The following is a 24,138-nucleotide window of genomic DNA, read 5'->3' as shown; positions in this document are numbered from 1 at the left end:
ACCTCAGGTCCCTTTTTTGGTTATTTGGTGGGTCAATTGAAGGACGGCCCCGCCGTGGGTCTCGCCGTAGTGCGTCAGCGCCGCCCGGCCGCCGGCGGCATAGACGGCCACCGCGGCGAGCAGATCGTGCAGCATCCGGGGGCTGCTCGCGTCGAACGGACACCAGGCACCGCCGCTCAAGCGAGCAATCTCGCGGAAACTGCGCTCGGTCGCCGGGTCGCGACCCTCCTGGAAGACGAACGCCGGCACGCCCGCGAGCCCGAGCCGCCCGGCCAGATCGGCGAGACGATCGCGACTCTCTTCCATGCAGTCGCCGACGAACACCACGGCATCGACACGCCCTTTCTTGGCCTCCTCCAGGGCATGCTCCAGAACGCGGCCGATCTGGGTCAGACCAGCCTCGCAGAAGACTCGGTTCATCCGTTTGAGCAGCGCCTCCGAGTCCTGAAGCCACGGCGAGGCCGAGAAATCCCGGAAGCCGCGATAGTAGCAAAGCTGGACCTCCAGCCCGCCCAAATCGCGCGTCTCGATGAACATGCCGGATTGGATCTGCGCCGCCCGATCCCACGTCGGCTCGCGGCTCGCCGTGGCGTCCATCGCGAAGATGAGCCGCCCGCGTGCGCCGGGCGGGCCGACACGCGGTGTCGCTGCGACCTGACGCAGGAAGGCGCTCACATCGGTCGCGCTTGCGGTTGATTCGAGATCGGTTCGTTTCGAGGTCATCTCAGATCCCTTCGGTCGTCATGGCCGCGGCGACGTGGGGTCGAACGCCGCGGATCCGGGGCATTCGACCGGCGCGCGGGGCAAGCATTCCCGATGGGGGGCCTGCCTCCTGCCTCCTGCCGCGAGTTTCCGTCAATGACATTGCGGCGCGTTGCTCGATGCAGGAGAAATGCCGGCATCGTCGGCCCCGATCAACCTAAATCCGGCATTTAAACCGCGCCCGGGGCGGTATGCGTCATTTGTTGGAATGGCTTGGCCACGCCGGCTCCGACGACTGTCGGAGCCGGCGCGGTTTAAGGTATTCCTTTGCGTCCTTTGCGCCTTTGCGGTTCAACTGCTCTTTTTAGGATCAAGCGCACGAGGTCAGATCGCGGCCTCGACGGGCGCGGCTTGCGCTGCATCGATCCGCTCCGGCGCGTCATCGGCCTGCGGCGCCGTCTCGAAAAAGGCCCTCACGTCCTCGATCGATCGCGTCCGAGCCATCGCCGGCAGGCTCTCCAGAAAGCGATGGCCGTAGGAGCGACCGAGCAGGCGCGGGTCGCAGACCACCAGCACGCCGCGATCCTCGCCGTCGCGGATCAGGCGTCCGGCCCCCTGCTTGAGTGCGATGACGGCCTGCGGGAGTTGATGATCGTTGAAGGGATTGCCGCCGCGCCGACGCACGGCGTCGATCCGCGCGGCCAGGACCGGATCGCCCGGGGAGGCGAAGGGCAAGCGGTCGATAAGCACGCAGGAGAGCGCCTCGCCTCGGACGTCGACACCCTCCCAAAAGCTGGAGGTGCCCAAGAGGACGGCGTTGCCGAGCGCACGGAAACGCTCGACCAGATCGGCCCGCGGTGCCGTGCCCTGGACCAGGATCGGATAGGGGATACGGCCTGCCAGACCCTCGGCCGTCTCGCGCAGGGCGCGGTAGCTCGTGAACAGCAGGAAGGCGCGCCCGCGGCTGTAGCCGAGCACCTCGCAGGCCAGCTCGAGCAGGTGGCTGTTGTACGCGGGATCGGACGGCTGCGGCAGGCCACGCGGGACGAACCAGAGCGCCTGGCTCGCATAGTCGAAAGGGCTGTCCCAGCGCTCGGTTTGCGCCTCCTCGATCCCAAGCTGGCGCGCGAAATGATCGAAGCGATCGCCCACGGCCAGCGTCGCCGAAGTAAACACCCAGGCGGTTTGGGGTCGCCCCATCTGGGCGCGAAAGGGCTCGGCCACCTCGAGCGGTGTTTCGTGCAGCCGAAACCCGCGTCCCTGGGTCTCGAACCAGCGCACCGCCTCGGGCGGCTCGACCGATGTCAGGCGCTGCAAGGCGTCGCCGAGATCCTCGGCACGTCCCAGGCAGGCGTCCAGACCCTTGCCGCGACCCTCGACGGCCTTCAGACCCTCGGTCACGGATGCCAGACGCCGTACGAGGGTTTCCAGCGCCTTCAAGACCTCCGGCACGCCGGCAAGCTCGTTCCAAGGCCCGCGGCGATCGATCTCGCCGAGGCCCAGACGTAGATCCTGAACCGCCCGACGCAGCGCCGAGAGCCGTTTGGGAAGCTTGGGCATGTCGCCGGCCTCGCGCCGATACTCAAGCTCGCTGTCGCGAACCAGATCGAGCAGTTGCCGACCACTGACCCGAACACCGAAGAAGCTGGTTGCCGTCTCCGGCAACTGATGGGCCTCGTCGAGTACGAAACAGTCCGCACCCGGCAGGATCTCGCCGAAACCCTCGTCCTTGAGCGCCAGGTCAGCACAGAAGAGATGGTGATTCACGACCACAAGGTCCGCGGCCTGGGCCTCGCGGCGCGCGGCGACCAGATGGCAGCCCTGCCAGTCGGGGCAGTCCTGTCCGAGACAGTTATCGCTGGTCGAGGTCACGCTCGGCCAGACTTGGGCATCCTCCGGGATTCCCAACTCGGCGATGTCGCCGCGCGTCGTCGATTTGGCCCACTCCTGGACCTGCTTCAGACCGCTGCGCGACTCCGGGTCGAGGTGCGTGATGTCGTCGATCGCGAGCTTCAAACGGTGGCGGCAAAGATAGTTGGCGCGCCCCTTCAACAAGGCGGCCCGCACCGCAACGCCGAGCGCAGCCCGGACCAGCGGTAGATCGCGATGAAACAACTGGTCCTGCAGGTTGCGCGTCCCGGTGGAGATCAGGACCTTGCGCCCGGAGAGGATGGCCGGCACCAGGTAAGCGAAGGTCTTGCCGGTGCCGGTGCCCGCCTCGCAGATGAGTGTGCCGCCCTCCTCCATGAGGGCGGCGATCCGCTCGGCCATCGCCTGTTGTTGCGCCCGATGGGCGAAACCCGGCAGGCGCTCGGAGAGCCGGCCGTTCGGGCCGAAGATGTCGCCGAGATCGGCCATGACGGAGGCGTGGTGCCCTGAGCGTGCCGCTGTCGGCGCGCTCAGTTCCCGCTCGCCCGCTTCTCCGCCTCGGTCGCGCCGGCGATATCGCCGGCGCGACGTTTGGACTCGGCGATGACCCGCCAGTTGTCTTGCTTGACGTTCGGTGTGTCGCCCGCGAGATCGTTCGAGCGGGAGGCGAGATTACCGGCTTGCGCGGCCTGACCCTGCTCGAGACGGACTCGGGCGAGACGGTTCCAGAGGTAGGCCTCGCGCGGTGCGATCCGCAACGAACGCTCGAGCGAGGCCGCGGCACCCGCATAGTCACCCGACTGGCGCTGCTGCTCGGCCTGGCGAGCCAAGGCGTCCGCGGCCGGCGGCAGACCGGGTGCGGCCAACGGCGGTGCCGGCGGGATCGCAGCGACCTGCACCGGTGGAGCCGGCGGCGGAGCGGCCGGCGCTGGAGCAGGGGGCGGCGGGGGCGCCTGCGCCCGATCTGGCGCAGGCGGGGTCGGCGGCGCCTTGGCCTCGGGTTTGGGCGGGGTCTGCGCAACCTTCGGCGCAGGTGGAGCGGGGGTCGGAGGCTTCGCAGCAGCAGGAGCGGGCGCCGGCGGGGTGGCCTTCGCCTGAGTGGGCGCCTGAGTCGGCGACGGAGCCGGCGTGGCTGCCGGCTTGGCGGCAGGCGCGGGCTGAACCGGCGTCTGGGCGACGCTCGGCGCGGCGGCGGCCGGCTCCGGCGGCGGCGCGGGAGCGGGCTCGGCCGCCGGATCCCGATAGGCAAAGACCCTCGTCTGCTGCTTCTTGGGCGCTGCCGGTTGCTCCGGCGCGGGCGGCGCGGCCGGCTCAGCCTCCGCGACGACAGGCTCGCGGGGCGTGACCTGAAGCACCGGCGCCGGACCGTCCTCGCGCTGCCCTGTCGCACAGGCCGTCAGGACCAACCCGGCCATCAAGATTATTGGCGCTCTAGTCATCAGTTGTAGAAATCACTCATAAAAAGATTCTTTCTGGACGACGCCTTAGGCGCCTCCTTGGGTTCGGGCGCAGATTCCGGCTCGGGCGCGGACGGCGCACCGGACTGAGCCAGGTCCTGCGTATCGCCGCGCGTCGGCGCGGGCTTCTTCGCCCCCCCGCCACCGCGTGCTGTCGGCGCCGTGCCGGCGATATAGGGCGCTTCGCCCTTGCCGGCCACAACCACCCCCTCCGGCGGGATATCCGACAGTGGCTCGTTGGGGATCGCCAGCATGAAATCGCCCCAAACACGCAGTGCACCGGCCCCTCCGGCCAACCCCATCGGCTGATAATCATCGCGACCGACCCAGACGACGGCAACCTTGTCACCGCTGAATCCGGCATACCAACTGTCGCGCATCTCGTCCGTGGTGCCGGTCTTGCCGGCCATCGTCATCCCCTTCGGCAGTTTCTCGCCGAGCCAGCGTGCAGTGCCGTGCGTGACCACGCGCTGCATCGCCCAGGTCGTCAGATAGGCCGCCCGGGGATCGACCACGGCCTCGACGGCCAGCGGATAGCGGTTGAGCGGCCGCCCGTTGGGATCCATGACCTCGCGAATCGCCCGCAACGGCGCACGATAGCCCCCGGCGGCGATTGTCTGATAGACCTGCGCGACCTCCAAGGGCGACAAGGAGACCGCTCCGAGCAACATCGCGGGCACCTTGCTGATGCGCCGCTGCGCACCGAGCCGATAGAGCGTGTCGGTCACCTCGGTGATGCCGAGACTCAACCCCAGATGGACCGTCGCCAGATTGAGCGAGCTGCTGAGGGCGCGATGCAAGGTCACGGACCCGTTGACCCGGCGGTCATAGTTCTTGGGTGCCCAGATCTTGTCGCCGACCCGCATGCTGACCGGCGTGTCCTGCAGGCTGGTGGTCAAACTGTAGCGCTCGGGTTTCGACAAGGCGGCCAGATAGATGGCCGGCTTGACCAGCGAGCCGATGGAGCGCACCGAATCGAGTGCGCGATTGAACCCGGCATAGCCGGCCTCGCGCCCCCCGGCGAGCGCCAGAACCTCGCCCTGAGCCACCGAGGTGACCACCGCCGCGGCTTCCAGCGAGCCGGCCTTCATCCTGCGCGATTTCTCCAACTCGGAAAGCCGAGACGGCAGGGCCTTCTCGACCTCGAACTGCACCAGCGGGTCGAGCGTCGTGAAGATATTCAAACCCTCGGATCGGAGATCCTCCTCGCGGTAATCGCGCTGGAGTTGGCGCCGAACCAGGGAAATGAAGTCGGGATAGCTCCCGACCGGCCGACCGCCGCCTTCGGCAATCCCGAGGGGAGCGCCCTTGGCCGCCTCGGCATCGGCTTGGCTGATGACACCGTCGCGCGCCATCAGATCCAGCACCAGATTGCGCCGCTTGAGCGCCGCCTCGGAACGACGCCGCGGATCCAGGCTCGACGGCGCTTGGACCATTCCGGCCAACAGCGCCGTTTCCGGGATACCGAGTTCTTCAATCGGTTTGTTGAAAAAGAAGCTGCTCGCCAGACCGAAGCCGTGGATCGCGCGGCTGCCGTCTTGGCCCAGATAGATCTCGTTGGCGTAGGCCTCGAGGATCTCGTCCTTGCTGTAGCGCCGCTCGAGCAGCAACGCCATCAGGGCCTCGTTGATCTTGCGCTCGAAGGTGCGATCCGCGGTGAGATAGAAGTTCTTGACCAACTGCTGGGTCAGGGTGCTCGCCCCCTCGACCACGCCCCCGGCCCGCAGGTTGCTGAAGGAGGCGCGCACGATTCCGCGCGGATCCACGCCGATATGCCGATAGAAGCTGCGGTCCTCCACCGCGATCAGCGTGCGGATCAACAGATCCGGGATGTCCTTGCGGCGCAGCAGGACGCGGTCCTCGTTGTGCGTCGGATAGATGCTGGCGATCAACATCGGATCCAGACGCACGAGTGCCGGGGCCGGACCGCCGGAGGCATCGTCCAGCTCGGCGACGCGCCCCTCGGCAAGGCCGACCTTCAGGGCGTACGCGGGCTCTTCGCCATCCCAGAACCGAAAGGAGCGTGTTCGGATCAGGAAGCGCTCGCCGTCGCGGCTGTAGCTGCCGGGCACATCCGGGGCGGCGGTGCGCCGATAGTTCAGACGGTCAAGCTCGGCCTGGAGCTGATCGCCGAGCAGCGGCCGATCCGCATACAGCTCCAAGGGACGCGCAAAGACCCGGGCCGGCAGCGCCCAGCGTTGCCCCTCGAATTTCCCGCGCACGACGCGGTCGAGATGGATGCTGTAGAGGGTGCCGGCGAGACCGACGCCGACCAGAATCAGCAGGATCCAGCGGAACAGAAATCCGCCGATCCCGCGGCGTCGACGCACGGGGGCGCGACCTGGACGTCGTGCCACGTCAGCACCCCCGCTCGAAACCGGGATTCGAGCTGGGAGCCAAGCCGGCATCGAGCAGGTCTGCCGCGCGCCGCGGCCCCGTGCTCATCGGCAAGGGATGAAAGGGATGGATGGAGAGAACGCCGAAATACATCGGATGGGCGATCCTTTTATGGAAGTTTCAGATGCTTATGGTCCCACTTGCTGCATGAGGATACAACCTGAGGGGATCGACGGAGCAGGCTCGGCACACGGCGCGAGCGGTTCTCGAGGCCGTTGCGCAGCGGGCGCACTCGGCATCGGCCGCTGCGGATCGCCGTCGATCAGGTCTTGATCCCGACCCCGCGACGCAGCAAGTACAGGCTGAAGGTGCCGAGAATCAGGATAAACATCGCGATGATCCCGAAGGCCATCTCGACGGGGATATCGCTCACACCCTGGAGCCCGTAGCGGAAGGCGTTGACCATGTAGAGGACCGGATTGGCCAGCGACACGCCCTGCCAAAACTCGGGCAGCAGCTCGATCGAGTAAAAGACGCCGCCCAGATAGGTCAAGGGCGTCAACACGAAGGTCGGCACGATCGAGATGTCGTCGAAGCTGTTGGCATAAATGGCGTTGATGAAGCCGCCGAGCGCGAAGAGCACCGCGGTCATGGTGATCACGAGGAGGGTCACGGTCACGCTGTGGATACGGATCTCGGTGAAGAACATGGCGACCAGCATCACGGCCACCCCGACCACCAGGCCTCGCGCCACCCCGCCGGTGACGTAGCCCGCAAGGATCACCCAATTCGGCGCCGGCGAGACCAGCAGCTCCTCGATGTAGCGCGAGAATTTGCTGCTGTAGAAGGACGACACGACGTTGGAATAGGCATTGGTGATGACGCCCATCAGCACCAAGCCGGGCACGATGAAGTCGAGATAGTCCAGGCCGCCCATGGTGCCGATCCGATCGCCGATCAGACGACCGAAGATCACGAAATAGAGCGTGGTCGTGATGACCGACGGCAGAATCGTCTGGACCCAGATCCGGGTGAACCGCAGGATCTCCTTGACGAAGATCGTCTGAAAGCTGATCCAGTGACGATACCAGCCGACACCCGTCCTGCTCACGCTATCACCTCGCGCGCCGCATCGGGCGCGTCTGCCGGATCGGAACTCGACCACCCGGCTCCGGCGCGGCGATCGACCATCTCCAGAAAGAGCCGCTCCAAGCGATTCTGCTTGTTGCGCAGGCTGATCACCTCGATGCCGTTGCGCGACAGGGCCTCGAACAAACCGTTGATGGTGTGCTCGCGGCTCATCTCCACCTCCAGCGTACAGTCATCGAGGTGCTGGAGCACGAAACCGCCGAGCTGGGGCAGCTCGGAGAGCCGACCCTTCAGATTCAAGACAAAGGTCTCGGTGTGGAGCCGGCTCAGCAAAGCAAGGATGCTGGTGCGTTCCGCGATCTCGCCGTGGTTGATGATCGCGATGTTCCGGCAGAGACTTTCGGCCTCTTCGAGATAATGGGTCGTGAGGATGATGGTCGTCCCGCCGGCGTTGAGTTCGCGCAGGAAGGTCCACATCGAGCGACGAATCTCGATGTCCACGCCCGCGGTCGGCTCGTCGAGGATCAGCAGGCGCGGCTCGTGCACCAATGCCCGCGCGATCATCAGGCGCCGCTTCAGCCCCCCGGAGAGCTTGCGCATCTCGGTGTCGCGCCGGTCCCACAGATCGAGCTGCTTGAGATAACGCTCGGCGCGCACCTTCGCCTCGCGTCGCGGGATACCGTAGTAGCCGGCCTGATTGACCACCACCTCCGCCACCGGCAGGAAGAGATTGAAGTTGAACTCTTGCGGCACGAGGCCGATGAATGACTTCACCAGCTCGGGCGTGCGATCCTGATCCTCGCCGAAGACCTCGACGCTGCCGCCGGTCTTGTTCACCAGCGAGGCGAGGATGCCGATGAAGGTCGACTTGCCCGCCCCGTTCGGTCCCAGCAGCGCGAAGAAATCCCCCTCCTCGACGGTCAGGTCGATCCCCTTCAGGGCCTGAAACCCTCCCTTGTAGGTCTTGGTGAGCTGCTTGACGTCGAGTGCGGGCATCGTGTGGGAAGTCGGCTCTTGGTATTGAGGGTACGCGAGGGGCGCAGATTGTAACCGGGCTTTGAGATTTCAACCTGAACGGCGAGGACGCAGACCCGAGTGGATTCCCCCGAGATCGCCTTGATCCTGTTCGGCCTCGCGCTGCTCGCGGGCTTTGTCGATGCCATCGCCGGCGGCGGCGGACTCATCACCATCCCGGCCCTGCTCTGGGCCGGTCTGAGCCCGGTCGAAAGCCTGGCCACCAACAAGGCGCAGGCGGTCTTCGGCAGCGGCAGCGCGACGATTCACTTCATGCGCAAGGGCATGATCGAACCCCGCGGGGCGGCCTTCACGGTCGCCTGCACCTTCGTCGGCGCCGCACTCGGTGCAATCCTGGTCCAGCAGATCGACAGCGCCGCACTGCAGCGCCTCATCCCGATGCTGCTGGTCGGGTTCGCGCTCTACTTTCTCTTCTCTCCAAGGGTCTCGGATCTGGATTCGCACCAGCGGCTGTCGACGCCGGCTTTCGCCGTGACGGTCGGCGTCGGTGTCGGATTCTACGACGGCTTTTTCGGACCCGGCACCGGGACCTTCTTCGCGATGGGCTATGTCGCGCTGCTCGGCTACAACATGCGCCGCGCCACCGCCCACACCAAGCTGCTCAACTTCACGAGCAATCTGGCGGCGCTGATCTTCTTCATGATCGGCGGACACGTCGTCTGGATCGTTGCTGCTTCGATGGCCCTCGGCCAGCTCATCGGTGCTTGGTTGGGCTCGCATCTGGTGCTCAAGCACGGAGCCGTGCTGGTGCGACCCATCCTGGTCGTGTCCTCGGTCCTGATCTCGATCAAACTCTTCCTGGATCAGTTCAACGGGGCCTGATCCGGTGCGCGGGCGGCCGCCTGTCGAGCGAGCGCCGCGCCCGAGAGCCAGAACAGGGCCGGATCGTCCTCGCGTGCGAGCTCGCCGTCGCGCATGATCAGCAAGCCGTCGGGCACCGTCCAGGTCGCGACTCCGTCGCCGGTCTCGTCACTTCCCGGCGCGGTCTGCGGATCATCGGCCCGACCGACACGCCCCTCCACCCAATCGCGCATCAAGGGATGGTAGATGCGGCGGTACGACACCTTGACCGCACGCAGCCCGTCGCCGACCAGAAACAGGGTCACCGAGGATGCCGGCATCCCGTTGAAGGCGCCGATCTCCGCGGCGCAGAGACGGTCGCCAAAGGGATTCGACCCGTCTGCACACTGAAACAGGAGCTTGGGGAAGGTCTCGCGGATCTGCCCCTCGGTCAAAGCGCTGGTGAAGGAGTCCACCGCCGCGTTCATCTCGGGCTTGCCGAGCAGGAACATGAGGGCGAGATCGGTGCGCCGCTGCCCATCCTCGGTGAAGGCCAGCCAGTAAAAGGGGCCGAAGACGAGCGCCAGCATGAGGAGCGTCTTGTAGAGCCGGGGAAGCTTGAGATCGTTTCGCATGGCGGCATTCTAACGGGAAGCGTGGACCGAGACCCAACTAAACCGCGTCCGCAGCGCCATGCGTCGTTTTGATTGTGCGTTGAGCTACGGAGATATCCTCGATGCCGGTGAGACGCGGTTTAGAATTGACTATTTTTTAAGACTTTAAACCGCGCCAACTCCGACAGATGTCGGTGCTGGCGCGGCTAAGCCATTCCAACAAATGACGCATACCGCACCGGGCGCGGTTTACCTTCGCTCGGTTGTCGGAGTTCGGTTTCACGGCCAGCGCGCGTATCGGCAATGGCCGGCCGGCGCCTCACCGTCTCCATGCGGCGATCGACAAGGTGACATGCTTGCCGTCCTCGCCGCGATATTTGTACTTTTCCAGCAGCAGATCGCCGATGCCGGCACCGGCGGCCAGGAGTGCAGCCGCCTCGGCGACAGCGGGGATACCGAGATGACGCAGCACCTGCGCCGACGGATTGGGCACCTCGATGCACGCGAGCGCCGCTGCCGGATAGATCACCAGCGGCCAGCGCCGAGCGGCCGCCAAGGCCAGGATCGCCGGCTCGTCGCCTTTGCGGTCGATGGTCGCCAGCCAGCGCACATCCACGGGGCCGACGAACGCCAAGGCCGACGCCAACGCGGCCTCCAGCGTGCCGAGCGCTGCCCCGCGATCACAACCGACACCAATCGCGACTTCCATCCACACCCCCCGATCGATCGCAGCGCATGGCGCAGGTCAGGCGTACTACCATACACCGCTCGCACACGTCATTCTCAACGGAGGACACAATGCTGTTCAAACAACTATTCGAGCCGATTTCCAGCACCTACACCTATCTGCTCGCCTGCGAAGAGACAGGCGAGGCCATCTTGATCGACCCCGTGCTGCCGACTTGGCAGCGCGACCTCGCCGAGGTCTCCAAGCTCGGACTGAAGCTGCTCTTCACGCTCGATACACACGTCCACGCCGATCACATCACCTCCGCACTCACGCTCAAGCGCGAAGCGGGCAGCCGGATCGCGCATCCGGCAATCGACGCTCTGACCTGCGTCGATGTGCCGATCGAGGAAGGGACACCGCTGGCGGTGGGCACTCTGCGTATCGACCCGCTCTTCACGCCCGGTCATACCGACGGCCATCACGCCTACCGGATCGGGGAGCGGCTTCTCACCGGCGATGCACTCCTGATCGACGCCTGCGGCCGCACCGACTTCCAAAGCGGTGACCCGACGGCCTTGTATCACAGCGTGGCCGGCAAGCTCTTCGCCTTGCCCGACGAGACGCTGGTCTACCCCGGCCACGACTACGAGGGACGCTGGGTCTCGAGCATCGCGCAGGAGAAGACACGCAACCCCCGGCTCGGCGGCAACCGCTCGCTCGAGTCCTTCGTCGAACTGATGAACGGGCTTGATCTCGCCTACCCCAAGTTCATCGACTTCGCCGTGCCCGGCAACCGGGAATGCGGCGTCTGTCCTCCCGGCGTGCCGGACAACCTCAGCCAGTATTGCGACCAGATCGGGGAGAGCAGACAGGGCTGATCAGCCTTCGCTCGAGCGGAGCACAATCGCCGACAGCTTGTCTATCCTAAAGAGGAGAGACAGCGAAGGAGCTGATCGAGATGCCGAATCGAATCGGACGCTGGTTGGCGATGCTGATCATGGGTCTGATGGTGACCAATCCGGCCGGCGTCCTGGCCCGAGAGGCATTGCTGATCGATCTGCAGGGCGCCATCGGCCCTGCCGGCGCAGCCTATGTGGAGGATGCGGTCGCCGTGGCCGAGGATCGCGGCGCCGGTCTGATCATCCTGCGTATGGACACCCCGGGTGGTCTCGACACCTCCATGCGCTCGATCGTGAAGTCCATTACCGCCTCGCGCGTGCCCGTCGTCGGCTACGTGGCGCCGACGGGTGCGCGGGCTGCCAGCGCCGGGACCTATATCCTGTACGCCTGCCCGGTCGCGGCCATGGCTCCCGGGACCAACCTGGGCGCGGCAACGCCGGTGCAGTTGGGTGGCCTTCCGAGCACCGAGCCCAAACCCGGACCCGCCGACACGGCACCTCGCGAAGAGCCATCGGTCGATGACCCGGACGCCGTCACGCGCGAGTCCGCCGAAGATCCCAAGACGGGCCAAGAGACCCTCAAGCCTGCGCCTCGAAAGGACGCGCCCATGGACGCAAGCTCACGCAAGGCCGTGCAGGACGCCGCCGCCTATCTGCGCAGCCTCGCCGAGCTGCACGGGCGCAACGCGGACTGGGCCGAACGCAGCGTTCGCGAGGGTGCAAGCCTGTCGGCGGAGGCCGCCCTCGAACTCGGTGTGATCGACCAGATCGCGGCCGATCTCGACGAGTTGTTGCACGCCTTGGACGGACGCCAGGTGCGTATCGGCGACCGGCAGATCCGGCTCGACACGTCGGATATGAGCGTCGTCGAGCGCGCACCGAACTGGAAGACCCGCCTCCTGGGGATCATCAGCGACCCGAATCTGGCCTACATCCTTCTGTTGGTGGGCATCTACGGCTTGGTCTACGAATTCGCCAACCCCGGCGCGGTCTTTCCGGGCACGGTCGGGGCGGTCAGCCTCTTGCTCGCGCTCTATGCCTTCCAGCTCTTGCCCATCAACTATACGGGTGCCGCGCTCATCCTCTTGGGGCTGGCCTTGATGATCGCGGAGGCATTCGTTCCGAGCTTCGGTGCCCTGGGGGTCGGGGGGGCCGTCGCCTTCGTGATCGGCTCACTGATCCTCATCGACACGGAGGTGCCGGGATTCGGGATCTCGATTCCGCTCATCATCGGTTTCGCGTTGTCCAGCGCCCTGCTCTTCTTCGTGGTCATCGGCATGGCGCTGAAGGCGCACCGGCAACCTGTCGCCAGTGGCTCCGAGGAATTGGCGGGCGCCCTCGGCGAGGCCGTCTCGGGTTTTCCCGGTCCGGGCAGTATCCATCTGCACGGCGAGATCTGGACCGCTGAAAGCGACCGCGACATCACGCCCGGCACACCGGTTCGGGTGATCGCACGTCACGGCCTGACGCTCTTGGTCGAGCCGATCTCGATGCCCGAATCGGGCTCGAAATGAACAGCGGCATCCCGAGGCCCCGCTCTGCCTCGCCTCTGCCTCGCCGCGAAGAACAGCCATGAGGAGGTCTACCCATGTTCGAGTTTGAGCTCTATCTCATCCCTCTGATTTTGCTCGTCGGGCTGCTGCTCGCCTCCATCAAGATCCTGCGCGAGTACCAGCGTGGCGTCATCTTTACACTGGGTCGCTTCACCGGCGTCAAGGGACCCGGACTGATCATCGTGGTTCCGGTGGTGCAAAACATGGAGGTGGTCGACCTGCGGGTCCAGGTGATGGACGTGCCCAGTCAGGACGTGATCTCACGCGACAACGTCTCGGTGAAGGTCAACGCGGTGGTCTACTTCCGCGTCATCGACCCCGAGAAATCCATCATTCAGGTGGAAGAGGTTCGGGATGCGACGAGCCAGCTTGCACAGACCACGCTTCGCTCGGTGCTCGGTCAGCATGAACTCGACGAGATGCTTGCAGAACGCGACAAGCTCAATGACGATGTGCGCCGGATCCTCGACGCCCAGACCGACGCCTGGGGCATCAAGGTAGCCAACGTGGAGATCAAACATGTCGACCTCGACGAGTCGATGATCCGGGCCATCGCCCGTCAGGCCGAGGCGGAGCGCTCGCGGCGGGCGAAGATCATCCATGCGCAGGGCGAGCAGCAGGCCGCCGAGAAACTCAAGGACGCGGCCCACATCCTGTCCCAAGAGCCGCAGGCCATGCAGCTGAGGTTCCTCGAGACCCTGGGGGCGATCGCAGGCGACCGGACCTCGACAATCGTTTTCCCGCTACCGATGGACCTGATCGAGCCCCTAATGAAGGTTGCTCGCAAGGCTGATCAGACAGGATCCTGAGGGTCGCCTTCGCTTTGGCGACGGGCTGAGCCGGGGCTTTCGGGGCTTTCGGACGCGCAAAGGGGAGCAGCCACGATCCCGACCGGTCACGGCTCGGGCGTAGGCAGCACTGGATCGGCAGACGACCAGGGACAACCGGATGCAGACGACCTCGCGCGATCATTGCGCTTTCCGCTCTGTTAAACCGCGCCCAGCGCGCTATGCGACGTTTTCGGATGAGATCGGCCGCGGCAGATTTGACGACCGGCGGAGCTGGCGCGGTTTAAGATATTAAAAAATCTGTTATTTTAAACCGCGTCCCCGCGAAGGGTTGTAGGTGCACCAAACGTCGAGCACACTCGGAGATGAACATCTCGCTCTGGACGCGGTTTAGACCCGAACAGATCGACTCGAAAAAAGACCCGGAATCGCTTCTCGGCATCTAAACCGCGTACGGAGCGAGTTGCTGATTTTCGAAAGGGCTCGACGTTTGGTGCATTCACTACCCTTAGCGGAGACACGGTTTAGAACGATATGTTTTTTGAGCTTTTTAAACCGCGCCAGCTCCAGCGATTGTCAAGTCTGCCCGGGCCGATCCCATCCACACACATCGCATACCGCACTGGGCGCGGTTTAACATGACCACGGAATCCCTAAAAGAGACCATCAAGCGCGAGCTGCCGGCCTGGCTGCGGGAGGATCCCGCGTTCCGGACCTATGTGCTTGAGTTGACGCGCAACGAGTACGCCGACCGCAGGGAGACCGGAGATCGGTTCTACGAGCTGCTCGGCGAGCTACGTCGCGACCGCGAGAAGCAGGAACGCAAGTGGGAGGCGAACCAGGCCGAGCTTGAGCGCATCCGCGAGGAGCAGGCGCAGAAGTGGGAGGCCAATCAGGCCGAGCTCAAGCGTATGCGCGAGGAAGAGGCGCAGAAGTGGGAGGCCAATCAGGCCGAGCTTCAGCGCATGCGCGACGAAGACGCGCGGAAGTGGGAGGCGAACCAGACCGAGCTTGAGCGCATCCGCGAAGAGCAAGCGCAGAAATGGGCGGCGAATCAGGCCGAACTCAAACGCATGCGCGAGGAAGACGCGCAGAAGTGGGAGCAGCAGAACCGCCGCTGGGACGAGAACCAAGCCGAGCGGCGGCGCCTTTGGGACGAGAACCGAGCCGAGCAGAGTCGCCTTTGGGAGGAAAGCCGAGCGGACAGCAATCGCCGCTGGGACGAGAACCATGAAGAGTTGAAACGCCTGCACAACGAGATCATGGCCCAAGCGCAGAAGTTCGATCGCAGCATCGGCGCGCTCGGCTCGCGTTGGGGGCTTCAATCCGAGAAAGCGTTCCGCGACGCCCTGGCCGCCATCCTGGAGCAGAGCTTCGACGTGCAGGTGGTCAACGTCACCGATTACGACGACTCGGGCGAGGTGTTCGGCCGTCCCGACCAGATCGAGCTGGACGTCATCATCAAGAACGGCCTGCTGCTGATCTGCGAGCTGAAGTCCTCGATCGACAAGGCCGGGATGTACATCTTCGAGCGCAAGGCGCGTTTCTACGAGCGGCGCCACGAGCGCAAGGCCAATCGCCTGATCGTCATCTCGCCGATGATCGACGGCCGAGCCCGCAAGGTGGGCGAGCGGCTCGGGATCGAGATGTACGGCGATTCGACCGAGGTCGAGGCGGTCTGAACCGCGTCCCCTCCGACTCATACCTCGGCACCTTGCAGGCAATGGATAAACCAGACCAGAGTGCGCACACCCCGGTGATGCAGCAGTACCTCCGTCTCAAGGCGGAGTATCCGGAGATGTTGCTCTTCTATCGGATGGGGGATTTTTACGAACTTTTCTTCGAGGACGCCGAGCGGGCCGCGCGGCTGCTCGACATCACCCTGACCAAGCGGGGGCAGTCGGCGGGCCGGCCGATCCCGATGGCAGGCGTCCCCTATCATGCCGCCGAGGCCTATCTGGCGCGCCTGGTCCGCAAGGGTGTCTCGGTGGCCATCTGCGAGCAGATCGGCGACCCGGCGAAGAGCAAGGGTCCGGTCGAGCGCAAGGTGGTGCGCTTAGTCACGCCCGGGACGCTGACCGACGAAGCCTTGCTCGACGACCGGCGCGAGAACCTGCTGACCGCGATCGCCGAGGGACGCGACGGTTACGGCCTGGCGTTCTCGGAACTGTCCAGCGGGCGATTCTCGGTGCTGGAGGTCGCCACCCGCGAGGCGTTGGCCAGCGAGCTGGAGCGCTTGAAGCCGGCCGAGGTCTTGGTCGGCGAGGACAGTCGACTCCCCGAGGCGCTGCGGATCGACCGCGGCGTCACCCGCCGCCCGAGCTGGCACTTCGACCGCGACACCGGCGAGCGTCTGCTCTGCGATCAGTTCGGCACCCGCGACCTCAACGGCTTCGGCTGCGCGGGGCTGGATCTTGCCGTCGGCGCTGCGGGTTGTCTGCTGCAATATGTGCGCGACACCCAGTTCGCCGCCCTGCCCCATCTGCGCGGGCTCACGACCGAGCAGCGCGACGAGGCCCTGATCTTGGATGCCGCGACCCGGCGCAACCTGGAGATCACCGAGAGTCTCGGCGGGCGTCCGGAGCACACGCTGGCCGGCGTGCTCGACCGCACCGGGACCGCGATGGGCAGCCGTTTGCTGCGGCGCTGGCTCGGCCGACCCTTACGCACGCGCTTGGAGGTGCAGTCGCGTCATGCTGCGATCGGGACATTGATCGACACGGGCATGCACGCCGACCTGCAGACGGTTCTCGCCGCAATCGGCGACCTCGAGCGCATCCTCTCGCGCATCGCCTTGCGCTCGGCGCGACCGCGCGATCTGGCCACGCTGCGCGATGCACTGGCCGTGCTGCCGGATCTGCGCGCACCGCTCGAGGGCTGCGACGACCCGCTGCTCCTGAGCCTGGCCGAGGCGGTCGGCACACACCCCGAGGTTCTGGATCTGCTCCGACGCGCAATCATCGCCCAACCGCCCATGCTGATTCGCGACGGCGGCGTGATCGCATCCGGGCTCGACCCGGAGCTGGATCGGCTGCGCGAGCTCTCGAGCAATGCAGACCGTTTCCTGCTCGATCTGGAGACCCGCGAGCGCGAACGCACCGGTCTCCCGGGACTCAAGGTCGGCTACAACCGCGTGCACGGCTATTACATCGAGCTCGGTCGCAGTCAGGCCGATCAGGTCCCGGAGGACTACATCCGCCGCCAGACGCTCAAGGGCGCCGAGCGCTATATCACGCCGGAACTCAAACGCTTCGAGGACGAGGTCCTGAGCAGCCGCGAGCGCGCGCTGGCCCGCGAGAAGGCACTCTACGAGGATCTGCTCGGCACCCTCGCCGAGTCGATCGCGCCCCTGCAGACGAGCGCGGAGGCCATCGCCACACTGGACGTACTGGCCAATCTCGCCGAGCGCGCCCGTGCATTGGACTGGTCCCGCCCGCGCCTGACCGACGAGGCGATCATCGAGATCGAAGACGGACGTCATCCCGTGGTGGAGACGGTGCTGGACGACCCCTTCATCGCCAACGGCCTTCGCCTGGACCGTCGCCGCCGCATGCTGGTCATCACCGGACCCAACATGGGCGGCAAATCGACCTATATGCGCCAAAACGCCTTGATCGTGCTGCTCGCCTACAGCGGCAGCTACGTGCCGGCGCGCACCGCGACCATCGGCCCGATCGACCGCATCTTCTCGCGCATCGGCGCCTCCGACGACCTCGCCGGCGGTCGCTCGACCTTCATGGTGGAGATGGAAGAAACGGCGAACATCCTGAACAACGCGACGGCGCAAAGCCTGGTCCTGATGGACGAGGTCGGGCGCGGCACCAGCACCTTCGACGGTCTCTCGCTCGCCTGGTCCTGCGCGGTGGAGTTGGCGACACGCATCGGCGCCTACGGCCTTTTTGCGACCCACTATTTCGAGCTGACGACCTTGCCGGAGGAATATCCGGGGATCGCCAACGTCCATCTCGATGCGGTCGAGCATGGTGCCCGCATCGTCTTCATGCACGCCTTGCGCGAGGGTCCGGCCAATCAGAGCTACGGCTTGGCGGTCGCCGCACTGGCGGGTGTACCGACCGCGGTGATCGCGCGGGCACGCGAGCGATTGCGCGAGCTGGAGGCCGGTGCGCGGCGACACGCGGAGCGCGATGCCGTGCAGCTCTCGCTCTTCCCGCCGGATCCCGAGCCCGCCTCGCCGCATCCGCTTCTGGAGGCCATGGAGACGATCGAGCCGGACGCCTTGACGCCCCGCGCGGCCTTGGAGCTGATGTATCGGCTAAAGGATCTCTCGGCCGAGCGCGCAAACACCTCTTAGACCACCCCGGATGTCTGGTTTACACTCCACTCGCCGCGACCTGGATCCCCCCGGCGTCTCCGCCACCTCTGGCTCCCACGCGCCAGAGACTGTGCGAGTATTCCCGCTCGGGATCGAAAACGACGGTTCCGCGTCGGTTGGGCCGACGCAGGAGGCCCAACAATCCAGCGGTGACCTCGCCCTCATCGATCGGGCTTCGTTCCTCGGCCCAACCCACAAGGAATTCTTGCACGGTCTCGGAGCGTGGGAGCGAGTACTGGTGGCTGGGCGCGCGCCGGCAACCGCCGGGAGATCTCCGAGTCCGAGGCTGGGCAGCGGCTCACTGAAGGAGCGCATCCGGGGTGTCGGCGGTAAGGATGCGCACGGACCAGCGGCGCAAGGTGTCGCTGTCGGCCGATTCGATCCGTTCGCGCAGGGCCTCGGCGGAGTCGGCACCGAATTTATTTTCGATCTGCCAGAGCAGGAGGTTGGCCTCGCCTTGGCGATTGCCTTTCTCGATCCCGGCGCGCTCGACGGTGGTGACGTACGGCATCTGTTTGCTCTCCTCGTAGGTGAAGATCTCTTGGCGGAAGGCGGTTTCCAAGGTTGCGGGTAATTGGATCATCCAATCGATGACGCGAAACAGCTCCAGGATGGTCTTGCGCGCGTAGCCACGATCATACATCAGGCGAATCAGGCGAAACTTCCAGGCTTTACGGGTTTCGGCATCCGTGGTGGCCTTGGCGCGGATCTGGGCCATGACGACCAGGGCAAACGGGTTCTCGCTGGCCTCCAGCGCGGGCCAGGCTTCGGGGGTGTCCCAGTCGATGAGCTTGACCACGGGGAAGCGAAAGTCGACCGAACAGCCCCAGAGGTCGTCGTGGTAATGCTCGGGGCGGAAGCGCGGATCGGTGTCGGCGAGCACGGCGAGGCTGGCGACGGGCACGCCGTGGGCGTCGCGGATCTTGTGGTTGTAGACGAACATGCGCTCGGCGAAGGCCGTCTCGGGCTCGCCCTGCACCTCCACATGGACCAGCACCCAAGCGGGCTGGCCGTCGAGACAGTGCAGGCCGACGAGCTTGTCGGCATAGCGGCGGCCGGTGTCGGCGTCGCGCACGATCTGCTGGAACTCCTTGTCGAGGAAGCGGTAGCCGAGGGACCAATCGATGCCGGCATGGATGCGCGGAAAGAGCAGGGCGAGGAACTCCGGGAAGTAGCCCTCCAGGGCCTCCTTCCAGGGGCTGTCGTGGTCGCTGCGCGGGGTGGGCTCGGCGGTGTCGGTCATGCGGGGCTCCTGTGACGGGGGATGGCCGCACTCTAATCCCCTGCAGGGTTTGATGGACACGCGACGTGCCGTCCAGGGGCGCTTGAGTGGATCTGGTTCGAGATCGGGTCCGCGGTGCGGACCGTCGGCCGATGCGGGCCGACGAGGTTTTGCTCTCGCTCCCATGCTCCAGCGTGGGAGCACAGTCGCGACGCTCCAGCGTCGCGTGGCAGGATCACCGCGCTAAGCCCCGGCCCGTGCCGACCGCGCGCGGCTGGAAACTCCCGGCGCATGACTTGCCTCGGCGTGCCATTGGAGACGCGACGCCGGAGCGTCGCTGCCTTGCTCCCACGCCGGAGCGTGGGAGCCAGAAGCTAGGCGCGCGGGGCTCGGCGAGCATTGAAAGAGACGGGACGGGACGCTGGAGCGTCGCGACCATGCTCCCACGCCGGAGCGTGGGAGCCAGAAGCGGCAGAAGCGGCTGGGGTTCGCAAGCTCACCCCAGCCTGCAATCAATCGCGGGGTTTTTCGTTGTCGTTGTCGTTGTCGTTGTCGTAATCGAGGTCATCCGGAATCCGATTACGATTACGATTACGATTACGACAACGACAACGACAACGAGACCGACAACGAGACAGATGCGAGAACGCGACGCATCGCTAGCCGTCCGACATGTTTCGGTTGTTTTTGAATCGTTGCTTAGCGGGGTTCGGTCGAGGGTCCGCCGACCCGCAGCAGGGCCAAGGTGATGTTGTCGGTCCCGCCTCGCTCGTTCGCCAGACGCACCAGCGCCTCGGCGGCGGGTTCGAGATCGTTCCCGAAGCTCGCCGTGAGGACCTGACATAGCCAGTCCTCCGGGACCATGCCGGTCAGTCCGTCGGTGCAGAAGAGAAAGATGTCGCCGCGTGCGAGATCCGCAACCCCGCCCGAGACCTTGACCTTCGGCGACGAGCCGAGTGCTCGAGTCAGGATGTTCGCTCCGATACCGTAGCGGCGTGCGTCTTCGCGCGTGCTGAAAAAGCCCTGGTCGACGACCTCCTGAATAAAGGAATGGTCCCGCGAAAGCGGCTCCAATCGCCCCTCGCGCAAACGATACAGTCGCGAATCACCCACGTAGCCGAAGGCCAGCCAATCGTCTCCGACGGCTCCGACCACCACGGTTGTGCCCATCCCCGAGAGATCCGGCTCGGCTTTGCTCAGTGTCCAAATGGCGACATTGGCGTCCTGGATCGCCGTCTCGACAAATGCCTTCGCCGTGTCGGGATGGAGGCGATCGGCCATGTCCTCTCTGAAACGTTTGGCGATGACCTCCGCCGCCAGTGCGCTTGCGACCTCGCCCGCCCGGGCGCCGCCGATGCCGTCCGCCACGATCAGGAAGCCGAGGACGGGGTCGACGGACACGGCATCCTCGTTGCCCGCACGCACGCGGCCGCGGTCGGTGCGCCAGGCATATTCAAGGGTAAGAGCCGTCACGACGCCACCATGTATCGCGTCGAAGTGATCGCCTGCACCCGAGGATCGAGGCTCAGGATCCAGGCGCCCCGTTGAGCTGGGCCGCCAGACGCTTGGGCTCCACGTAGCCCGGGATCATCTCGCCGGTCTCGGTGAGGATCGCCGGGGTCCCGCGCAGGCCGAGTTCCGCGCCGAGCGCCATGTGCGCGTCGACCGGGTTCTCGCAGGTCTTCTCCTGGATCGCCTTACCGGCCTTTGCGTCCGTCATAGCTGTACGCTGGGCGGCGGCATCGCCGGCGCACCAGACCGACACGGCCTCGGTGTACGCTGGACTGCCCTGCCCGGCGCGCGGATAGAAGAGGTAACGGACCCGGATCCCCTCTTGAGCATATTCGTCGATCTGGCCGTGCAGTTTGCGGCAATAGCCGCACTCGATGTCAGTGAAGACGGTCACGGTGTGCTTGGCGTCGGCCGGCCCGAAGACGACCATTTGAGATTCGCCGACCCCGTCGACCAGCGTCTTGCGTGCCCCTGCCAAGCGCGGCTCGGTCATGTCCTCGCGCGTCGTCAGATCGACGATCCGCCCGTCGACAAAATAACGCCCGTCGGCGGTGACGTACATGAGCTGAGTGCCGACCATGACCTCGTAGAGCCCCTTCACGGGTGAGGCCGTCACGCTGTCGATCTCGATGCCCGGTACGATCTTGCCGAGCGCATCCCGAATGGTCTTCTCGGGCGATGCCGATGCGGAGCCCGCGGCGAGCATCAATACTGCGAGGGCGAGCCCGGAAATTCTGGCTTTGGTCATTGGATATTCAATCTCTGAAGTTGGTGAACTGGATCGGCAGACCCCAATCTTCGCCGCGCAGCAGCGCGATCGCTTCCTGGAGGTCATCGCGTTTTTTTCCGGAGACACGGACCTGGTCTCCCTGAATCTGGGCCTGCACCTTGGTCTTGCTCGCCTTGACGGCCTTGACCATGCGCTTGGCGGTCTCGCTGTCGACACCCTGTTTGAGTGCGATCTCCTGTCGGGCCGCGCTGAGATTCGAGACGGGGTCGCCCGGGTCGAGCGATGCGAGATCGATCTTTCGTTTGACCAGCTTTTGACGGAGGATATCCATCATCTGCTGCAGGTGAAATTCCTGCTCGCCGATCATCAGGATCTTCTCGTCGCTCAGCTCGAAACTCGCCTTCACCCCCTTGAAGTCGAACCGGGTGTCGATCTCCCGGTTGGCCTGGTCGACCGCGTTGCGGACTTCCTGCAGGTCGGTTTCCGAGACGATGTCGAACGATGGCATAGGTTTTCTAGCTCCACAGGCAAATCACCGAAGACGGCCATTGTGCGAGAAAACCCGCCAAAAGCGAACCGCTCGCGCACCGCACCGCCCTCGTTCCGGTTCAGCCCCGTGGATGATGGCGCGCATGGAGCTGCTTTAAGCGCTCACGGGCAACATGGGTGTAGATCTGTGTGGTTGAAAGGTCGCTGTGACCCAAGAGCATCTGCACCACCCGCAAATCCGCGCCATGATTGAGTAGGTGCGTGGCGAAGGCGTGCCTCAGGGTGTGGGGCGAGAGGGGCTTGAAGACGCCCGCCTCAAGCGCGTAGCGCTTGATCAACAGCCAGAACGCCTGGCGCGTCATGCACTCGCTGCGGCAGGTCGGAAAGAGATACTCGGTCACGCGACCGCCGAGCAGCTCGGCACGGGGTCCGCGCAGATAGTCGAGCAGCCAGGATGTCGCCTCCTCTCCGAGCGGCACCAGCCGTTCCTTATCGCCCTTGCCGACGATCCGCACAACGCCCTGCGTCAGACCGACCTGCCCGGTCGTGAGGGTGACCAGCTCGGTCACCCGCAGACCGCTCGCGTAGAGTACCTCGAGCATGGTTCGGTCCCGGTGCCCCCGCGCATCGGCGGTATCGGGTGCACCCAAGAGCGCCTCGACCTCAAGCTCGCTCAGACTCTTGGGCAGAGGTCGACCGAGCTTCGGCGCCTTGACACGGGCGCTCGGATCGTCGCGGATCACACCGCGCCGCAGCAGATACTGATAGAACTGGCGTAGACAGGACAACAGACGCGCACTCGAGCGCGGCTTACGGCCCTCCTGCGAGAGAACGACCAGATAATCCAGCAGGTCCAACCGCTGCGCCTCGATCAGCGAGCGACCACGCTCGCGCGCGACCCAGGCGGCGAAGGCACGCAGATCCGACTGATAGGCCGCCAGCGTATTCGGACTCAGACCCCGCTCGAGCCAGAGTGCATCGGCAAAACCCTCGATGACCCCCGAATCCGGAGGCATTAAACCGCGTCTCCTGTGAGATGCGAGGTCATCATCCCCGGTTGGGCGATGTTCACAAACCGGGCCGGTAGGGTGGACGAGCGAGAGCGAAGTCCACCGAGTCCTGCACCGGCGTTGGTGGACTGCGCTGCGCTTGTCCACCCTACAGCGCATGTCCACCCTACGGCACTCCGCCGGCCATCGCAGAACGTGGCGCAGAGCGCCCCGGGGCATGCGTGACACCGCAGAGCGGATGTCACGAGCGAGTGATGTTTCGGGTGACCGACCTTGGGAGCAAGACCCGAGGGCATCATCCGGTATCGACCTTGCGGCAGCCCGCAAATGCCGGCACGGACGGCTCTTAAGTATTTAATTTTTTGTTTCTTTTTCATCTAAACCGCGTCAGGGAAAAGTCCACGGGGATCCTCCGGCAGAGGGTCCGACTCAAACGGCTGTTGAGAGCACAGACGCGGTTTACGGGCCTCATGCGAGAGCAGCCAGCGCTTAACCTCGAGCTTACGTCCACTCGTATCGCCCGAGAACCCGCCGAGGCCGTTGACCGCGACCACCCGATGGCAGGGCACCACGATCGGACAGGGGTTGGCGCGACAGGCCTGTCCGACCGCGCGCGGGGCGCTTCCGAGTTCTCGCGCGATCTCGCCGTAGGTGCGGGTCTCGCCTGCGGGGATCCGACGCAGCTCGGCCCAGACGCGTTGCTGGAAATCGGTGCCGATCAGCACGATCGGAAGATCGAAACCGGCCGATGCCTGCTCGAAATAGGCCGCGAGTTGTTGCCGGATGGCGGACGGCATCGTTTCCGATCCCGCTTCGGCTCCCCCGTCCGGCGGGTCCAAATCAACGCCGGTCAAGGTCTCGCCGTTCCAGTGGATGCCGATCGGGCCGATGGGAGTCTTGATCAGAGTCTGCGGCATGGTGTCTTCCTCCGATGGAGTATCGGCATCCGGTCTTCGACCGAGGCAAGGTCATGTTCATCTTAAACCGCGCCCTCCGCGGTATGCGATGTTTTTGGATGGGATCCGCCTCGGCTGAGTTGACAAACGCTG

The 24,138-nt window shown here is 65.3% G+C and carries 20 protein-coding genes; 6 read left to right on the top strand and 14 right to left on the bottom strand.

Annotation, left to right across the window (positions count from 1 at the left end; all coding sequences use genetic code 11):
- Positions 1-3: 3 nt before the first annotated feature.
- From BDD21_RS17250 to BDD21_RS17225, 6 genes are all read right to left on the bottom strand, one after another.
- Positions 4-723, bottom strand: a complete 720-nt coding sequence (locus BDD21_RS17250) for a vWA domain-containing protein (RefSeq protein WP_120798198.1) — start codon at positions 721-723, stop codon at positions 4-6.
- 363 nt (positions 724-1,086) lie between these two features.
- Positions 1,087-3,060: a DNA repair helicase YoaA gene (gene yoaA / locus BDD21_RS17245; protein WP_120798197.1), complete on the bottom strand. Its 1,974-nt coding sequence runs from the start codon at positions 3,058-3,060 to the stop codon at positions 1,087-1,089.
- A 41-nt stretch (positions 3,061-3,101) separates the two neighbouring features.
- Positions 3,102-3,986 carry a tetratricopeptide repeat protein gene (locus BDD21_RS17240; RefSeq protein WP_245969664.1) on the bottom strand — a complete coding sequence of 295 codons (885 nt, stop codon included), beginning with the start codon at positions 3,984-3,986 and terminating at the stop codon, positions 3,102-3,104.
- Positions 3,987-4,009: 23 nt separating this feature from the next.
- Positions 4,010-6,436, bottom strand: coding sequence for a penicillin-binding protein 1B (gene mrcB / locus BDD21_RS17235; RefSeq protein WP_120798195.1), 2,427 nt, complete (start codon positions 6,434-6,436; stop codon positions 4,010-4,012).
- 251 nt (positions 6,437-6,687) lie between these two features.
- A complete protein-coding gene (locus BDD21_RS17230) occupies positions 6,688-7,476 on the bottom strand; it encodes an ABC transporter permease (protein ID WP_120798194.1) in 789 nt (262 codons plus the stop codon).
- Complete coding sequence (locus BDD21_RS17225; RefSeq protein ID WP_120798193.1) at positions 7,473-8,450, bottom strand: ABC transporter ATP-binding protein; 978 nt, start codon at positions 8,448-8,450, stop codon at positions 7,473-7,475. The genes BDD21_RS17230 and BDD21_RS17225 overlap by 4 nt, the downstream gene beginning before the upstream one ends.
- 99 nt (positions 8,451-8,549) lie before the next feature.
- On the opposite strand from BDD21_RS17225, the gene BDD21_RS17220 reads away from it, so the two are divergent.
- Positions 8,550-9,311 carry a TSUP family transporter gene (locus BDD21_RS17220; RefSeq protein ID WP_120798192.1) on the top strand — a complete coding sequence of 254 codons (762 nt, stop codon included), beginning with the start codon at positions 8,550-8,552 and terminating at the stop codon, positions 9,309-9,311.
- Here BDD21_RS17220 and BDD21_RS17215 read toward each other — a convergent pair.
- Both BDD21_RS17215 and BDD21_RS17210 read right to left on the bottom strand, forming a co-directional pair.
- A complete protein-coding gene (locus BDD21_RS17215; RefSeq protein ID WP_120798191.1) occupies positions 9,293-9,904 on the bottom strand; it encodes a hypothetical protein in 612 nt (203 codons plus the stop codon). The two genes, BDD21_RS17220 and BDD21_RS17215, sit on opposite strands and share 19 nt — an antisense overlap.
- Before the next feature lie 298 nt (positions 9,905-10,202).
- Positions 10,203-10,592, bottom strand: a complete 390-nt coding sequence (locus BDD21_RS17210; protein ID WP_120798190.1) for a cobalamin biosynthesis protein — start codon at positions 10,590-10,592, stop codon at positions 10,203-10,205.
- 89 nt (positions 10,593-10,681) lie between these two features.
- On the opposite strand from BDD21_RS17210, the gene BDD21_RS17205 reads away from it, so the two are divergent.
- From BDD21_RS17205 to mutS, 5 genes are all read left to right on the top strand, one after another.
- Complete coding sequence (locus BDD21_RS17205) at positions 10,682-11,431, top strand: MBL fold metallo-hydrolase (RefSeq protein WP_120798189.1); 750 nt, start codon at positions 10,682-10,684, stop codon at positions 11,429-11,431.
- Positions 11,432-11,511: 80 nt separating this feature from the next.
- Complete coding sequence (locus tag BDD21_RS17200; RefSeq protein WP_120798188.1) at positions 11,512-12,966, top strand: NfeD family protein; 1,455 nt, start codon at positions 11,512-11,514, stop codon at positions 12,964-12,966.
- A 74-nt stretch (positions 12,967-13,040) separates the two neighbouring features.
- On the top strand, positions 13,041-13,814 hold the full coding sequence (locus BDD21_RS17195) for a slipin family protein (RefSeq protein WP_120798187.1): 774 nt from the start codon (positions 13,041-13,043) through the stop codon (positions 13,812-13,814).
- Between the two features lie 944 nt (positions 13,815-14,758).
- Positions 14,759-15,475, top strand: a complete 717-nt coding sequence (locus BDD21_RS17190) for a PD-(D/E)XK nuclease family protein (RefSeq protein WP_245969940.1) — start codon at positions 14,759-14,761, stop codon at positions 15,473-15,475.
- A 41-nt stretch (positions 15,476-15,516) separates the two neighbouring features.
- Positions 15,517-18,105: a DNA mismatch repair protein MutS gene (gene mutS / locus BDD21_RS17185; protein WP_120798185.1), complete on the top strand. Its 2,589-nt coding sequence runs from the start codon at positions 15,517-15,519 to the stop codon at positions 18,103-18,105.
- Between the two features lie 319 nt (positions 18,106-18,424).
- On the opposite strand, the gene BDD21_RS17180 is transcribed toward mutS, so the two are convergent.
- The 6 genes from BDD21_RS17180 to BDD21_RS17150 all read right to left on the bottom strand — a co-directional run bounded on the left by BDD21_RS17180 (position 18,425) and on the right by BDD21_RS17150 (position 24,006).
- Positions 18,425-19,369 carry an RpnC/YadD family protein gene (locus tag BDD21_RS17180; RefSeq protein ID WP_120798184.1) on the bottom strand — a complete coding sequence of 315 codons (945 nt, stop codon included), beginning with the start codon at positions 19,367-19,369 and terminating at the stop codon, positions 18,425-18,427.
- A gap of 678 nt (positions 19,370-20,047) precedes the next feature.
- Positions 20,048-20,821, bottom strand: coding sequence for a PP2C family protein-serine/threonine phosphatase (locus BDD21_RS17170; protein WP_120798183.1), 774 nt, complete (start codon positions 20,819-20,821; stop codon positions 20,048-20,050).
- Between the two features lie 52 nt (positions 20,822-20,873).
- Positions 20,874-21,608, bottom strand: a complete 735-nt coding sequence (locus tag BDD21_RS17165) for a DsbC family protein (RefSeq protein WP_120798182.1) — start codon at positions 21,606-21,608, stop codon at positions 20,874-20,876.
- 7 nt (positions 21,609-21,615) lie between these two features.
- The gene (locus tag BDD21_RS17160) at positions 21,616-22,098 is read right to left on the bottom strand and encodes a YajQ family cyclic di-GMP-binding protein (RefSeq protein ID WP_120798181.1); all 483 of its coding nucleotides are present in this window, start codon (positions 22,096-22,098) and stop codon (positions 21,616-21,618) included.
- A 100-nt stretch (positions 22,099-22,198) separates the two neighbouring features.
- Positions 22,199-23,095, bottom strand: a complete 897-nt coding sequence (gene xerD, locus BDD21_RS17155; RefSeq protein WP_120798180.1) for a site-specific tyrosine recombinase XerD — start codon at positions 23,093-23,095, stop codon at positions 22,199-22,201.
- Between the two features lie 371 nt (positions 23,096-23,466).
- Entirely contained in the window at positions 23,467-24,006 is a 540-nt protein-coding gene (locus BDD21_RS17150) for a methylated-DNA--[protein]-cysteine S-methyltransferase (protein ID WP_120798179.1), read from the bottom strand.
- Positions 24,007-24,138 lie beyond the last annotated feature (132 nt).

Origin of the sequence: Thiocapsa rosea (genome assembly GCF_003634315.1) — a bacterium.
Classification (GTDB): Bacteria; Pseudomonadota; Gammaproteobacteria; order Chromatiales; family Chromatiaceae; genus Thiocapsa; species Thiocapsa rosea.
The sequence above is the reverse complement of the archived record's forward strand: the minus strand, read 5'-3'. Positions and strand labels throughout refer to the sequence as shown.